3 protein-coding genes are annotated in these 18,273 nt (G+C 40.5%); all 3 read right to left on the reverse strand.

Going from position 1 to position 18,273, the window contains the following annotated elements; genetic code table 11:
- Window positions 1–392: 392 nt before the first annotated feature.
- The gene (locus EO116_RS05915; RefSeq protein ID WP_127161050.1) at window positions 393–14,198 is read right to left on the reverse strand and encodes a YadA-like family protein; all 13,806 of its coding nucleotides are present in this window, start codon (window positions 14,196–14,198) and stop codon (window positions 393–395) included.
- Window positions 14,199–14,908: 710 nt separating this feature from the next.
- On the reverse strand, window positions 14,909–15,505 hold the full coding sequence (locus tag EO116_RS05920; RefSeq protein ID WP_127161051.1) for a PBECR4 domain-containing protein: 597 nt from the start codon (window positions 15,503–15,505) through the stop codon (window positions 14,909–14,911).
- A gap of 210 nt (window positions 15,506–15,715) precedes the next feature.
- Window positions 15,716–17,995 (reverse strand): 5-methyltetrahydropteroyltriglutamate--homocysteine S-methyltransferase, encoded by a 2,280-nt coding sequence (gene metE / locus EO116_RS05925; protein ID WP_127161052.1) that lies wholly within the window; start codon window positions 17,993–17,995, stop codon window positions 15,716–15,718.
- Between the last annotated feature and the right edge of the window lie 278 nt (window positions 17,996–18,273).

Below are 18,273 nucleotides of genomic sequence, written 5' to 3' on the forward strand. Positions count from 1 at the left end.
TTGTCTAGTATATTACACCTAATACATAGAAAAGTATCAATATTTATTTTGATTGATTTATGCACTTTTTACAATACATATAGGAGAGAACTATCCCTCCTATTATTATCACAAGTTACACGTTTTGACGATATCATTGAACGCATATTCGTACCTTTTCTAATCAAGTATATTATTGTTAATATTATGCAGTATTAAGTATTCATATTTTTCGATATAGATATTATGCACTATCTTCATGAAGATAAGATGAAGAAATGTGAAATTATTTCAAGAGGTGTTCAAATCTATCTTTTCATCGATTGTATAACGTACATACAAAAGACACCCAGCCTTTCGACTGAGTGTCCATTTTTATCATACTCTAAGGCATTCACCTCATGTAAGCTGTATTATTTTTTTGCTTCCAGCATTGTTACACGTTCGATAAGCATTTTAATTTGTGCTTTCATTTCCTCATTCTCTGCATCTTTTTTAGCATTCTCCGCATCTTTGCGAGCATTTTCAGCTTTCAGAGCAGTGATTTCATCTTGCATTACATACACAGAAGAAATTGGACCACCTTTGTAACGTTCTGGAATCATGCTGTCTTCGCCACCGAATCGGTACGTCATGCCTGCATTCACCATGTTTTCACCATTGCCTACGCTGACCCCTACGTTGAATAGAGTATCTTCGTTAGCATAGTGTGCCACGCCGAGTGCCAATGCACTATTACCTTTATAAGCGCCGTATCCAGCCATGACTTGGGATTTTTTGAGAGGATCATAGCTCAATGGATTCATCGCTGCTAGTGCCGCTGCATGAGCCCCAGTTTGGTTCACCTGACGACTCACCGCGCTGGCTGCTGCCACCACTTGACCAAGGGTCGCCGCATCATCTGCTGCTGTACCCGGTCCTACATGATGAATCGCATTGCCACCGTTATCCAGTCCATCTGCGGTCAAGCTAACGGATGGTTTGTTCAATCCTTTCACTGGAGTAATCGTTACACCTTCTCCATTCACAGTAGTTGTGACTAAGTTAATCGGATTACCCGTTTTGTCTGTTTGGTATTTCACAGTTCCATCTGCGTTCTTAGCGATGTCCTTCGTACCATCAGGTTTTGTGATTACCTCAGGCAAGTAGTAATTGTAGGACGTAGAACCGTCTTTCATTTGTACATCTTTCGCTAAGCGCACTGTCATAGTAGCTGGCGTTTTGCCATTAGCTGAAGTTAATTCTACACCAATATTGTGGTCTGTTAATGCACCTGTAGCTCCACCTTTAATCGCTAACGTATCTCCTAATGCCACTGTAGTAGATACTACACCAGTATCAGCTGCAAATACACGGCCTTTTTGTAATGTGTCAGACACATCTTTCACTTGACCTTGTGTAGCTGCCTTACTACGATCAGTATCCGTTACTTTTGTTGGATCCCATTTCGTATTTGTCAAGCCAGATACTGTGCCATCTTTAATGATTACAGTGGATGTTACTGTACCATCAGGTTGTTTTGTCGTTACCGTTACACCTTCAGGGGTTACCGCCGTATTTGTTGTATTAGCATCACCCGCTTGAATTGTATTCGTGTTCACTACATTGATCGTAGCATTTGGTACTGTAATAGTACCTGTTGTGCCATCGATAGTAATTTTGTTACCATCTTTACCAAATGTCACTTTGTCATCCAGTTTCGCTGTGAAAGTTTTTACTCGTGATGTATCATCCGTAGCATTTGTTACAGTAATACCATTTGTGCCTACTACATTGACTAAACCTGTTACCACATCTTTACCAGCATTGGTAAGGTTGCTCAAATCTTTTGTCGCTGAATTACCTTGTAATGCTTGGATGGCTTGGGCATTCTTGCCAATATTAGTAGTATTATTCGCAATATTGGATGTGTTAGTTGCAATATTACCTGCATTTGTAGCTATATTTTTTGTATTAGTAGCTATATTGCCAGCATTAGTTGCAATATTCTTAGTGTTCGTAGCGATATTACCTGCGTTAGTTGCAATATTAGTTGTATTTGTTTTGATATTACCGGCATTGGTTGCGATATCTCCTGCATTTTTAGCAATATTGCTTGCATTTGTTTTGATATTGCCTGCGTTAGTTGCGATGTCTCCTGCATTTTTAGCAATATTAGCTTTGTTAGTTGCTATGTTTCCTGCGTTAGTAGCGATGTTGCCTGCATTCGTAACAATGTCTGCTTTAGCTTTCGTCATATCCCCTTGTAAAGCAGTGATATTTCCTTCCGCTGTGGTTAAACGAGTATCGATACCTGCGATTCTGTTGATTTCTGCTTTTGCTGCATCTGTCAAATCTATTGTGTATTCTCGTTCGCCTTTAGCATTTAGATTGCCACCTGTTACAGATACGCTGCCACCTGTAGCTGCTTTCACAGTGGTATCACGACCATTCACAGTATACGTTGTGACATTATCTTTCGTTTCTGTACCAATCGTTACATTGTTGCCAGCCTCTACCTTAACTGCCCCTTGTGCTGCATCGGTAATTGCTTTTTTACCTGCTGGAGTCAAGTTGCTCAAGTCTTGGTTCGCTGCATTGTCGATAGCACTGCGTGTGTCGCTGTCTAAACCGATATTGACCACACCATCAACGTCTGTGGAAATAGCGATACCTTTTTTAGTCGCCACAGAATCTGTCGCCGCTGTTGGGCTAGTTGCAGTTGTTACGCCTCCTGTTGGATTTGTGCCATCTGCTGCTTGAGCTTTAGGTGCTACTGTGCCAGTGCCTGCTACGAAGTTGAATCCGTCTGCTAATTTAACAGAGCTTGCTGTTGCTTTTTCTGCATTGTTCGCACGGTATTTAATGGATGCATCTAAGTTTTTAGCTACTACATTGCTGTCACCGAAGTCTACAGTAGCCGGTTTAGCTGGTGTTGTCACGTCACCTGTCGTAGGATCGTTCACAGCTGGTTTTGCCGGCTTCAAGGTAATCGTTGCATCACCATTTTTGATCACTAGGTTATCTGTACCATTACCAGCAACTTCTTTGATATTCGCAAGATTTTCTGCCAATTTCACATCGAATCCATCGCCTGCCGTGTTTTTCACTACATCAATGTTATTCGTACCAGTACGTGTAAAGTTCTCGGCGCCTTTCACTTTTAAAGTTTCACCAAGGTTACGGTGTACTTTATCTGAGTCTGCAGTATCTTTATTGCCGTAGAAGTCTAAGCCTTTTGTAGCTAAGGAGCTGTTTGCATTGTTGATACGGCTATCTAATTTAGAAATCGCATCCCCTACGGTTTTCGCTTCTTCGGTTGTGTTAGTACCGTCATCTTTTGTGATGTTGTACGTAGGACCTGTAAAAGATCCATCAGCATTGACTTTGGAATCACCGCCAAGGGCTGTAGCTAGGTCAGATTTCACAGTGTGTAATTGACCACCGTTCACAGCTTCTTTGGAGTTAGCTGCTACTTTGCCATCTGCAATGTTAGATAGTGTGGTCGGAGCTTTTGTATCTCCATTACCGTTCACCACACGTGCTTGTGGGTTGTCGATTGCTTGTGGTGCTTTGCCATTGTTTTCATCAGCAGTTTTTACAGTACCATCAGCTTTTACTTCGTCAGCTTTGTAGTATTTGCCATCTTTTGCTTTTACCACACGGTCGCCAGCTTCGTTAGTGTATACCACAGATCCAGCTTCACCATTACGTAAAGCGTTTACTTTGTCATTCAATGTGGCATTGTTTAAGCCATCTGCACCCGTTAAGCCTTTCGCACCAGATACTCCATCTTTACCATCACGGCCGTTAGAAGCTGTATCCCCAACTTTAGCTAATTGGTCTTTCACAGCTTGTGCCAATTCCACAGTAATCGTATCGCCTTTTGCTGTAGTTACAATGTTGGTATTATCACCGTTGACATGTAATGTACCTTTCGCTAAGGATAAGCCTACTTTTTCTGTATCTTGATCCTGTGCGTCTTTCGTCACATTACCAGCAAAGTTCAATGTCGCGTTATTCGTTAAAGTTTCACCTAACTTATTGATAGCGCTATCTACGTATTGTTTGTTCGTCGCATCGCCATCATTTTTAGCTTCTCCTACATTTGTGATGTTCATGTTACCAGCATTAATACCATCTTTACCGATAGTGACAGTTTTCGTTTCTCCTGTTGTAGCACCTGCTACTGGAGCTTGCGTATTCGTAATTGTTACGCCATCAGCACCTAACGTAATTTTGCTACCTGGTTTATTATCTGCATCGGCATTTGTGATAGATGTGATGTTTTTCAAATTGCTTGCCAATTTTACGTTCAATGTAGTCGCATCGGTACCATCTTTCTTCACGGAGATATTATTTTGACCATGGATGTTTAAAGTTTCTCCTAATTTACGAGCTACTTTATCTGCCATCGCATCATCACCGATGAACGTCATACCACCGTCTACCAAATTAGAAATTCTTGTATCTAAATTAGTAACCGCTGCATTCACATCAGCTTTATCTGCTGCATTGTCGATAGCGCTACGTGTGTCACTGTCTAAACCGATATTTACCACACCATCAACGTCTGTGGAAATGACGATACCTTTTTTAGAAGCTACAGAATCTGTAGTCGCGCTTGGACTTGCCGTACCTGCTTCTAGATTTTTTGGCGCTACTGTACCAGTACCTACTACAAAGTTCAAACCTTTTTTCAGTTTTACTGTATTTGCAGCTGTATCTTCAGCATTATTCGCACGGTATGTAATAGAGGCATCTAAGTTTTTCGCTACCACATTGCTGTCACCAAAGTCCACTGTAGCTGGTTTAGCTGGAGTCGTTTCATCTCCAGTAGCAGGATCCTTCACAGCTGGTTTTGCCGGTTTCAATGTAATTGTCGCATCACCATTTTTGATCACTAAGTTATCTGTACCATTACCAGCAACTTCTTTGATATTCGTAAGGTTTTCTGCCAATTTCACATCGAATCCATCACCTGCTGTATTTTTTACCACATCAATGTTATTCGTACCAGCACGTGTAAAGTTTTCTGCGCCTTTCACTTTTAAAGTTTCACCTAAGTTACGATGTACTTTATCTGTATCTTCAGTATCTTTATTGCCGTAGAAGTCTAAGCCTTTTGTAGCTAAGGAGCTGTTTGCATTGTTGATACGCGTATCTAATTTAGAAATCGCATCGCCTACATTTTTCGCTTCTTCAGTTGTATTACTACCATCATCTTTTGTGATGTTGTACGTAGGACCTGTAAAAGATCCATCAGCATTGACTTTGGAATCACCGCCAAGGGCTGTAGCTAGGTCAGATTTCACAGTGTGTAATTGACCACCGTTCACAGCTTCTTTGGAGTTAGCTGCTACTTTGCCATCTGCAATGTTAGATAAAATCGTCGGAGCTTTTGTATCTCCATTACCGTTCACCACACGTGCTTGTAGGTTGTCGATTGCTTGTGGTGCTTTGCCATTGTTTTCATCAGCAGTTTTTACAGTACCATCAGCTTTTACTTCATCAGCTTTATAGTATTTACCATCTTTTGCTTTTACCACACGGTCCCCAGCTTCGTTAGTGTACACCACAGATCCAGCTTCACCATTACGTAAAGCGTTTACTTTGTCATTTAATGTGGCATTGTTTAAACCATCTGCACCAGTTAATCCTTTCGCCCCAGATACGCCATCTTTGCCATCACGGCCGTTAGATGCTGTATCGCCAACTTTAGCCAATTGGTCTTTCACAGCTTGTGCCAATTCCACGGTAATGGTATCGCCTTTTGCTATCGTTACAATGTTTGTATTATCGCCGTTGACATGCAATGTACCCGTTGCTAAGGATAAGCCTACTTTATCTACCGCTTTATCTTGTGCGTCTTTTGTCACATTACCTGCAAAGTTTAGGTTTGCATTATTAGTGACTGTTGTTTGTAGCTTAGTAATCTCATTATCTACATATTCTTTATTTGCTGCATCGCCATTCTCTGTTGCTTTCGCTACATTAGTGACTTTCATTCCACCAGCATTGATACCATCTTTGCTAATAGTTACAGTTTTTGTGTCCCCAGCTGCGCCATCTGCACCTGCTGCTGTATTAGCAATGGATACACCATCTGCGCCTAAGGTAATTTTGCTACCTGGTTTGCCATCTGCATCGGCATTTGTGATGGATGTGATATTTTTCAAATCACTAGCTAACTTAACATTTAATGTAGTCGCATCGGTACCATCTTTTTTCACAGTGATGTTGTTTTGACCATGGATGTTTAAAGTTTCTCCTAATTTACGAGCTACTTTATCTGCTGTTGCATCATCACCGATGAACGTCATGCCACCATCTACCAAGTTAGTAATTCTTGTACCTAGATTCGTAATCGCTGTATTTTGACCTTGGTTAGCTGCATCCAATTTTTCGATAGCATCTTTTAAAGTATTTGCAGTATCAGTACCACCAGTTGCTTTCGTAATATTGAAAGTTGGTCCTGTTACTGTACCATCTGTAGCAATCGTTGTGCCACCAATGACATTTGCCAAATTACCTACCGCTGCTAATTTACCTTTGGTAGCATCAGATAAGTCTAATGTATAAGCACGAACTTTTGAAGTAGCATCTGGAGTGCCACCAGAGATTGCTAATGCATCTCCATTTACAGCTACTGTTGTGTCATTTGCATTCACTTTGTAGATTGTTGTACCTACTGTAGTCGTTGTATCCGTAGTAACCGTTGTATTGATACCGTCAGCCACTTTTACCGCTGTTTTCGCTGCATCTTTTGCTAATTCTTTGAATTTTTCTTTACCAGCATCAGATAAATTGCTTAAGTTTTTATCGGCTGCATTGTCTACTTTACTACGAGTATCTTTATCTAAGCCGAATGTAACTTTACCATTATCCTCTGCTGTAATCGCTAAACCAGATTTAGGACCTTCTGCAGTTGTGGTTGCATCGTTACTTGCTACGTAATTAAATCCATCTGCTAATTTAACGGATTTCGCATTCGCTACTGCTTCATCATTTGCACGATATTTGATAGACGCATCTAAGTTATTAGCAACTAATTTCGTATCTCCGAAATCAATGCTGCCTGTATTTCCAGCTTTAGGAGCTTTTACTGTAACCTTAGTATCCCCGTTTTTAATCACTAAGTCATGGGTACCATCCCCAGTGATTTCTTTGATGTTCGCAAGGTTTTCAGCCAATTTCACATCGAATCCATCGCCTGCAGCATTTTTCACCACATCAATGTTATTCTTAGTACCTTCAGCACGAGCAAAGTTTTCTGCGCCTTTCACTTTTAAAGCTTCACCCAAATTACGGTGTACTTTATCTGTGTCAGCTATATCCTTGTTACCATAGAAGTCTAAACCTTTTGTAGCTAACGTAGAGTTTGCATTGTTGATACGAGTATCTAGCTTAGAAATCGCATCACCTACATTTTTAACATGTTCAGTCCCATTAGTACCATCATCTTTTGTGATGTTGTACGTAGGACCTGTAAAGGATCCGTCAGTATTCACTTTGGAATCACCGCCCAATGCTGTAGCTAGGTCAGATTTCACAGTGTGTAATTGACCACCATTCACAGCTTCTTTGGAGTTGGCTCCTACTTTGCCATCTGCAATGTTAGATAAGGTAGTTGCTGTTTTTGTATCTCCATTGCCATTCACCACACGTGCTTGAGGGTTGTCTACTGCTTGCGGTTCTTTGTTATTGTTTTCCGCTGCAGTTTTTACAGTACCGTCAGCTTTTACTTCGTCAGCTTTGTAGTACTTACCATCCTTAGCTTTTATAACTCGGTCCCCAGCTTCGTTAGTGTACACCACTGAACCAGCTTCGCCATTACGTAGAGCGTTTACTTTATCGTTTAATGTGGCATTGTTTAAACCATCTGCACCAGTTAAACCTTGTGCACCAGATGTACCATTTACACCATCACGGCCATTAGAGGCTGTATCGCCAACTTTAGCCAATTGGTCTTTCACAGCTTGTGCCAATTCAACAGTAATGGTATCACCTTTTGCTGTGGTAACAATGTTTGTATTATCGCCATTAACATGTAATGTGCCAGTAGCTAATGCTAAGCCTATTTTATCCGCAGCTTTATCTTGTGCGTCTTTTGTTACATTACCAGCAAAGTTTAGATTTGCATTGCCTGTAATTGTGCTATTTAGGTTAGTTAGTGCATTTTCTACATACTCTTTACTTGCTGCATTATCAAGAGTGGTACGTGTAGCTTTATCTAATCCAAATGTAACCTTACCATTATCCTCTGCTTTGATCGCTAAACCAGATTTAGGACCTTCTGCAGTTGTGGTTGCATCGTTACTTGCTATGTAATTAAAGCCATCTGCTAATTTAACGGATTTCGCATTCGCTACTGCTTCATCGTTTGCACGATATTTAATAGATGCATCTAAGTTAGAAGCTACTAATTTCGTATTTCCGAAGTCAATGCTACCTTTTTCTCCATCTTTAGGAGCTTTTACTGTAACCTTAGTATCGCCATTTTTGATGACTAAATCTGTTTTACCATCACCAGCGATTTCTTTGATGTTCGCAAGGTTTTCTGCCAATTTCACATCAAGAGCTTTATCATTTTTCACAACTTTAATGTTGTTCTCATTGGCTCCTCGTGTGAAGTTTTCTCCACCTTTGATCGTTAAGGTTTCTCCTAAATCACGGTGTACTTTACCATTGTCTGCTGTATCGTCGCCAGTGAAGTTCAACCCTTTTGTTGTGGCGGCTGTTGTAGCTTGGGTAATTTTGTTAGATAAGTCATTGTAATTATTAGTAACTGTTGTTCCCAAATCTGTTACTTTGCCCGCAATTTCAGAGATTTTTGTATTTTGTCCTTCATTGGTAGCATTTAATTTATCAATAGCATCTTTTAAAGTATTTGCAGTATCAGTACCACCAGTTGCTTTTGTAATATTGAACGTTGGTCCTGTCACAGTACCATTTGCAGCAATCGTTGTACCACCGATAACGGTAGCCAAACCACTTACAGCAGTTAATTTACCTTTTGTAGCATCGGATAGGTCTAATGTATAAGCACGAACTTTTGAAGTAGCATCTGGAGTTGCATTATTGATCGTTAATGCATCACTACCTACTGCTACAGTTGTATCAATTGCATTCACTTTGTAGATTGTTGTACCTGCGGTAGTCGTTGTATCTGTCGTTACCGTTGTGTTGATACCATCTGCTACTTTTACAGCTGTTTTCGCCGCATCTTTCGCTAATTCTTTTACTTTGTCTTTGCCAGTATCAGATAAATTGCTTAAGTTTTTATCAGCTGCATTGTCTACTTTTTCACGAGTAGCTTTATCTAAACCAAATGTAACTTTACCATTATCCTCTGCTTTGATCGCTAAACCAGATTTAGGACCTTCTGCAGTTGTGGTTGCTTCGTTACTTGCTACGTAATTAAAGCCATCTGCTAATTTAACGGATTTTGCATTTCCTGCTGCTTCATCGTTTGCACGATATTTAATAGACGCATCTAAGTTAGAAGCTACTAATTTCGTATCTCCAAAATCAATACTACCTGTGTTTCCATCTTTAGGTGCTTTTACAGTAACCTTACTGTCTCCATTTTTGATAACTAAGTCATTCGTACCATCACCTGCGATTTCTTTGATGTTCGCAAGATTTTCTGCTAATTTCACATCAAGAGCTTTATCATTTTTCACAACTTTAATGTTGTTCTCATTAGCTCCACGAGTGAAGTTTTCTCCCCCTTTGATCGTTAAGGTTTCTCCTAAATCACGGTGCACTTTACCAGTATCCGTTGTGTCGTCACCAGTGAAGTTCAACCCTTTTGTTGTAGCCGCTGTCGTAGCTGCTGTTCCAGCTTGGGCAATTTTGTTAGATAGGTCATTGTAATTATTAGTAACTGTTGTTCCCAAATCTGTTACTTTGCCCTCTAATGTTGTTACTTTACCTTCTAAGGTAGTTACTTTACCTGCAGTTTCAGAGATTTTTGTATTTTGTCCAACATTAGTTGCATTTAACTTATCGATAGCATCTTTCAAGGTAGTTGCATTTTCACTAGTGCCATCTGCTTTGGTAATACTGAAAGTTGGTCCTGTTACTGTACCATTTGCAGCAATTGTTGTACCACCGATAACGGTAGCCAAACCGTCTACAGCTTTTAATTTAGCTTTTGTAGCATCGGATAAATCTAAGGAATACTTACGTACTTTATCTGTACCTAGATCACCACCAGTAATTGCAAGGCCATCTCCTGTAACTGCTACTGTTGTGTCATTTGCATTCACTTTGTAAATTGTTGTACCTACTGTAGTTGTTGTATCTGTATCCACTGTTGTGTTGATACCATCTGCTACTTTTACAGCTGTTTTCGCCGCATCTTTCGCTAGTTCTTTTACTTTATCTTTGCCAGCATCAGATAAATTGCTTAAGTTTTTATCGGCTGCATTGTCGATAGCACCACGTGTGTCGCTATCTAAGCCGATGTTAACTACGCCATTTGCAGCTGTAGAAATGGCGATACCTTTTTTAATGGCTACTCCATCTGTTGCCGCTGTTGTGCTTGCCGTACCTGCTGGTAAATTTTTAGGTGCTACTGTACCAGTACCTGCTACGAAGTTAAATCCATCTGCTAATTTAACCTTATTCTTCGCTGTTTCAGTGCCCGCTTTATAGGCAATATCTGCGTCTAAATTAGATGCTACCACTTTTGCATTGCCAAAGTTAACCGTACCATTGTCGCCAGCTTTGCCCGGTGTGATAGTCACTGTATTCGTGCCATTTTTGATCACTAAATTATCTGAGCCGTTACCAGCGATTTCTTTCATACCAGACAGCTTGTCAGATAATTTAACAAGTAATCCATTGGCTCCATTAGAACCATCTTTTTCAACACGAATGTTCGTATTCGCTGTGGTAGATGTGTAATTAGCGCCGCCTTTCACCGTTAACGTCGTGTCTAATGTACGAGCTACGCCAGCATTATCGTCGCCTGTGAAAGTAATTGCTTTACCTTTGAAAGCGTCAAAATCAGATTGACTAACTTTTCCCCCTACCGCAGTAGTAAGATTGGAAATCTGTGTCGTATGGGTATTCACTGTTGTATTGATACCATCTACTACAGATTTTTGCGCAATGTCCTTAATTACTACACGAGTGCTTTGGTCTTGGTTATTACCATTTTGTTGAACCAAAGATGCTTTACCATCAGCACCAACTGTATACTCACCAGTTTTGATATGCATCTCTGCAGTTTTATCAATTTTATTATCAAGGGCAGTTTTCACGATGCCAGAAGTTACCAGTTTACCATCTTCACCAGTGGCTCCTACAGAGCTTGCAATATTAGGGGTAATGGTCACAGCTCCGTTACTAGGGTTCACCGTCAATGCTGTATTGTTTCCACTGGTAATAGAAGTCACTACATCCTTAGCTTTAATGGTAACCGTACCATTACTGTTTTCGATAGCGATGTTATCACCTGCTTTTAAGGTAACAGCTTTTTTCGTCAAACCACTCACAGTTTGTGGAGTAGCATCTGCTGTAGTAGTACCATTTTGCGTGCGTAGCATCCATTCATCAGATTTTTTTGCTACGTCCGTAATTTCAGCTGTTTCACCAGAAACATCTTCTCCTTTACCGTTTACGTAATTAAGAGTGATTTTACCAGTAGCATCTGGTTTATAGGCTGTATTTCCCGTTTTTGCTTTGATATGGCGCTCATTGGATTCTAATGCTTTCACCTGTTTCAAGTTTACCGCATCATAATCACTCACACCACCTGCTAGACCTGTCAAACGACGGGCGATAGTTTGTCCATCATTAGAGTCTCGTTTTTTACCGATTGCTACAATGCCGTTTCCTGCATCATTAGCCGCATCTTCCGATGATTTATCTAATAAATAAGCATATGTCTTTTGTGCGTCTGGTACTTTGTTGGAAAGTGTTACTTCATTCTCCCCAATCTCTGTTCCCCAGCCAATGGCTACGCTACCTTGTCCGCCTAATACTTTCGCACTCGTACCGATAGCCACACTGTGGTTTGCTTTAGCTTGTGCAGAATCACCTAACGCAATAGCGGAATTAGCAGCAGCAGTAGCACTATTACCAAGAGCTAGAGCTTTTTCAGCCGAAGAATTAGAAGTTGAACCAAGTGCTAAGGAATTTGAAGCCGTTGCTTTTGCCCCTTTGCCCATAGCAGTAGCACCTTCCGCTTTTGCTTGTGCCGAAGTACCAATGGCTACGGAGTTTGTAGCAGAAGCAATTAACTCATCCCCTGTATCTGGGTTAGAACCAATAGCAATAGCATTTTTGCCTCCTACTTTTGCTTTATAACCAATGGCTGTGGAGTACTGCGCTGCTTTCTCTGTAGTATTGGTGGAACCAACGTTAACCGATTGATTCCCCTGTGACGTAGAATTATAGCCTAATAACACACTGGCTGTGGCGGATTCACTAGCAGTCAGATTCATGCCTACTGCCGTTGTATACTCTTTCGCATTTTGTACGTTTTTACCGATAGCAACGGCTCCACTGCCACCTGCTGTTGTTCCAGAACCGATAGCAATGGTATACGATGCTGTAGCACTCGTTGTGTTGTTACCATCGTTATTACCAATACTGATGGCTCTATCGCCAGAAGCAGTCACTTTATAACCAATACCTACCGCTGCTGATCCGGATACGGCTGTATTAGAGCCGGCACCGAAAGACTGATTCCCACTTGCATTCACTGTATAACCAATGGCCGTCGATCCACCACCAGTTGCTTTGGCTGCATTACCAAATGCACTATCATTAGCATTCGATGCACGGGAAGTAGTACCTACTGCAATAGTATCTGCTGCTTGTGCTTGTGCATCATTACCCATAGCGATACCACTAGTACCACCTGAAACAGCTCCTTTACCAATGGCTACGGCATTTTCTTTTTCTGCATTAGCTCCATCACCGATAGCTGTAGCACTAGCTTCTGTTGCTTCGGCTTCATTACCGACAGCAATCGATTTAGCTTTTGTAGCTTGAGCACTTGTACCGATGGCTGTAGATGCATCGCCTTTACCTTCTGCTGATGTGCCAAGTGCAATGGCATTCGTATTCCCTGCTAGTGCCTCTTTACCAATGGCTGTAGAGCTATCATTATTCGCTTGTGCTTTTGTACCAACAGCAATGGCACTCTCTCCTGCAGCTACTATTTTTCTAGCATCTGCATCACTTGAACCGATGGCTACCGCATTTTTACCAGTCGCTCTAACTTCATAACCGATTGCTGTGGATCTAACTTTGCTTGCCTGTGCATCTGTACCAATTGATGTTGCATTAGCATCACTAGAATTAGCTTTAGATCCAATAGCTACCGCATTTTCTGCGGATGCAGATGCCTTGTTTCCTAGGGCAGAGGCACTTTTACCAGATGCTGTAGCGTTATATCCAATGGCAGTTGCTTTTTCAGCTGTAGCTTGTGTCCGTTCTGTATTATCATTAAAGCTATTGCCATTACCACCGCCGATAGCTACGGCATTTGTTGCTGTAGCCGCTGCATTACGACCTAAGGCTGTAGCATTACCACCGGTTGCCAAAGCACGTAAACCTACAGACATATCACCCCAGCTATTATAATCGTTAATCTTGCTCTCATTATCTTTATTAATGTCATTACCTGGTACACCAGCTGTATAGACATCAGCGCCAGCTAGAGATTGCCAACCAATGGCAATGGCACCTTTGCCATATCCACGAGAGCTAACACCTAGTGTAGTAGCCCCTTCTTTAACGGAGCGAGCTTGTTCCCCCATAGCAATACCATGTAGTGTAGCCCGTGTATTATAACCAATACCAACACCATAATCGCCTGTAGCTACCGCTGTACGTCCAATAGCAACCCCATAATTAACATCTTGAGGTGTTAATCCATTAACACGAAATCCAGACTGCGCATTACTACCTATAGCAATAGAGCCCGCACCATTTGTTCGTGCTGTATTACCAATAGATACCGAGGATATATCCTTATCACCAGCATTATATCTGTCATTTCCACCATAGGAACTACTACTTACCCCCAATGAAACTGAATTGGCTGTCGTAGGTCCTTCAGGTACCGCAGAAACTGTTACTTCCGACCCCACAGCCATAGCCGCCAAGATGCTTGCTACGACGATTTTCTTTTTCCCAGAATGGTTTTTCGCCATTTCAGAGACAACGATATAACATTGTTTAGACTTGCTCCAGATAACTTTAAATATCTTATTCATTGTGTTTTGACTCCTATACACACTGTTAACTACGTTCCATATATTCTGCACTCGCTGTTACTACACGCTTTCACCTTTGAAAGTCCTACTACGACCAGAGCGATTCACACTTACTTACTATCTCTCGTCAGCCTACTATTGAATGCTTATGTATATTATTATGTTTTCTTTCACCATCCTACGTAATCCCATAGATAAACATCCAATACATATTACGACATACCTGATAACCTCCCATACTATCTAGAACAGTTGATTTTTAAAACGTAAAATTGACATCATTCCCTTCTCAAAAAATGATGTCACATAATTACGATTATATACCCAATTAGTATTTTTTACAAATTGAAAAAAATAGAATTTCTTTTAAGTTGTAAGAAATTGTTTCACTTGCATCAATTTTAGTCAGCACAAACGTGTCGCCTAAAGCACATATTCACTAATTCATAATCATTCTAGCTTCTATAAATGTGCCTTCTTATTATAGCAAAATACTATAATACTAAGCAATTAGATTGTTACATTTTACCCTGCAAAATGTAAGCGTAGAATACATTTTTGACAAAACAATTAAAAGAGTCTTAATACTCTCTTAAAGGCACATCAAAGATATGCGAGTAGCTATAATACCCTAGCACAGAGAGGTGTCTATAACAATAAAAGGAACATCGGCATTGCTACCGATGTTCCTTTGTGTTGTATATAGTAAATTAACCTCTCATCTCAAGAGATAATAATTGTACAATTTCATTTAGATTAAGATTATTTTTATTAAAAATAATCTTAGATATATATTTTTTATCGTTACCTTTTTCAACAATTAAGTCAACCGGACTAGGATTTCTAAGCATATTACCTTTTAATAAAGTCAATGGCTTAGAATTTTTATCAAGAATAAATCCTAATGTACACGTTCCATCAGAGGTTGCAAAAGAGCACACAACCTTATTTTTTATAAATCGTTCTTCGACATTAATTGTATGTGTTCCATCAAAAAGGTTTACTGCTGTCTTTAATACCTTTATCTTTTTTCTAATCGAACCCTTTCTACTTTTATCACCTAGATCAAAATCACTTTCTTCTAATATTCTAGCAATACATTTATCAAAAAATACACTAGCTTTTAAATTAGTTATTACACCAGTCAAGTGCAAATAATTGTCTTTCTTAGCATCAATTATATAGTATGCATTTTGCGTAAAATTACTAGAATACACTACATATTTTTTTCCAATATAGTTATGTAAATAATCTAATGCACATTCTTCAAGAACTAATTTAACTCTTGTCTTAAATGATACTTCCATATTTACACCCTCCTAAAAAAATAGAGGGTGATGACTCACCCTCTAGCTGGAATTTTTCACAGTTCCCACTGCAATTGAAATGGGTTTTCAGTCTCCACTCCGACCACTTATTATAGATTTAACGTCTCTATACCGACTACTATCTATACTTATTCTAAAACTTCATTTGCGGTTTGTCAATCTCTCTAATGAGCTAGATACATCATAGTCTTATGACTTACCCAATTCTGCTCGAATCTCTTTTGTTGCTTGTACCATGTGTTGTAAACTAGCTACGGTTTCTCTTTCGCCACGAGTTTTCAATCCGCAATCTGGGTTTATCCATACATGTTCTACTGGGATTTTTGAAACGATCAAGCGTATGACTTCTTTGATTTCTTCTACGCTTGGTACTCGTGGAGAGTGGATATCGTATACACCAGGGCCTACTTCTGTTTGGAAGTTATTTTCCAATAATGCATCTAGCAATGTTAATTTGGATCGTGACGCTTCGAAGGTAATCACATCTGCATCCATGGCATCGATTTCAGAGATAATATCTTCAAACTCGCTATAGCACATATGCGTATGAATTTGCGTTTCCACTTTCACTTTTGCATGGCATAGACGGAATGCTTTGATGGCAAAGTCTAGGTAATCGCTATACCAGTCCACACGGCGCAATGGCAACTTTTCACGAAGGGCTGCCTCATCGATTTGGATAATACGAATACCTGCCGCTTCTAGGTCAAGTACTTCTTCACGGATAGCCAATCCGATTTGATACATCATTTCTTTCGTGGAAATGTCTTCACGAGGGAAGGACCAATTCAAGATAGTCACAGGACCTGTCAACATGCCTTTTACTTCTTTATCTGTCAAGCTGCTAGCATACGCATTATAATCCGTGGTGATTGCTTGCTTTCGTTTGATGTCACCGAACACAATTGGCGGTTTTACGCCACGTGTGCCGTAGGACTGTACCCACGCATTAGACGTAAACACATAGCCATCTAAGTTTTCTCCAAAAAATTCCACCATGTCATTGCGCTCGAACTCACCATGCACTAGTACATCTAAACCGATGTCTTCTTGTAACTTGATGCAGTCTTTGATGAACTCTTTCGCTTTTGCACGGTATTCCGTTTCAGAAATCTCACCTTGGCGGAACAATTTACGATTTTCTTTTACGGCCTTTGTTTGTGGAAAGGAGCCAATCGTTGTAGTTGGCAACAATGGTAGTTTGAAGATGGCTTTTTGCGCCGCTTGACGTTCTTTGATATTTTGTGGACGATTGAAATCTTCTTCTACCAAGGCTGCTACTGCTTGTTGCACGCTTTCATCGGTACGAAGTTCGGATTTTGCAAACAACGCTTGGTTCGCTTGGAATGCTTCTTCAGATGTATACTCTGAAAGCTCTGCTAGATCGGCGATTTCTTTCAATTCCCCTAGTTTTTCATAGGCGAATGAGAAATGTTGTAACACCTCTTGTGAAAATTTCGGCTCGTTCGCCACGGTGTATGGCACATGCAGTAAGGAGCAAGATGTGCTAAGCACCACATCGATGCCAGCTGCTCTTAATTCATCTACCTTTGCCAACACTTTTTTATAGTCAGTACGCCAAATGTTTTTACCGTTTACTAAGCCTGCAAAGAGTAATTTACCTTTCGGGAATCCATGGGATTTCACTAAGGATTCTGTTTGTTTCCCTTCAATGAAGTCCAAGCCAATGCCGTCAAAGTCAAGCCCTGTCACTACTTCATAAGCATCGCGGATATCTCCGAAGTAACTTTGCAATAATACATGTAAGCCTTGTTTTTGTAGGAGCAAGCTTTCATAGATACGAGCAAACAATGCCACATCTGCTTCACTAAGATCATACACCAAGTACGGCTCGTCTAGCTGAATCCAGGATACGCCTTCCTCTTTGGCTGCCTTGAATATATCCGCATAGGCTGCGATTACGTCGTCCGCCACGTCGTCGATACCTTTAGTACCTCTAAAGTCTGCTAATTGCAAGAATGTGAAAGGACCCACCAAGACAGGTTTCGTTTCGATACCTAATGATTTCGCCTGACGATACCCATCTAGAAAGTCTGTGGACCTCAATTGCAAGTTCACATCATCGTCGATTTCTGGCACCAAGTAGTGATAGTTCGTGTTGAACCACTTCTTCATGGAGAAGGCTTTCACATCGCCCTTCTCACCTTGGTAACCACGAGCCGCCGCAAAGTATGTATCTACTTCTCCTAATCCAAGGTCTAGATACCGTTTTGGAATCGCATTCAACGTGAAAGCTGTATCCAGCACGCCATCGTATAAGGAATAATCATTGGATGGAATGAAATCTGCCCCAGCCGCTTGTTGTACCTTCCATTGTACCTCTCGTTGCTCTTTCACAACCGTCGTCAAATCCTCTAGGCTCACATAGCCACGGAAATAAGATTCAGTAATAAATTTTAACTCTCGTTTCGCCCCAATACGTGGGAATCCAGTTACAGAATATTTCATATATACAACACCTCCATATAGTGTACATCGATAAGTATCAATCTGATGTCTATACTATACTCCTTAGGTAGAGATTTGTATAATATGTATAAAAGATAGTGTGTTATATATTAAAACTATAACAAAGATATTTCGCATGTGAAGTAGTAATAAGAGCCCTGAGGAATGCAGTTAGGCATAGCAGCCTTGTGGCGTTCCTTATTACCTAAATCACACAAACATAAGAAGAGCACGGTGTGCCCCCGAACAAACAACACAAACTATTCTCTGAGGAACGC

This window comes from Veillonella sp. VA137 (assembly GCF_003992015.1).
Lineage (GTDB): Bacteria > Bacillota > Negativicutes > Veillonellales > Veillonellaceae > F0422.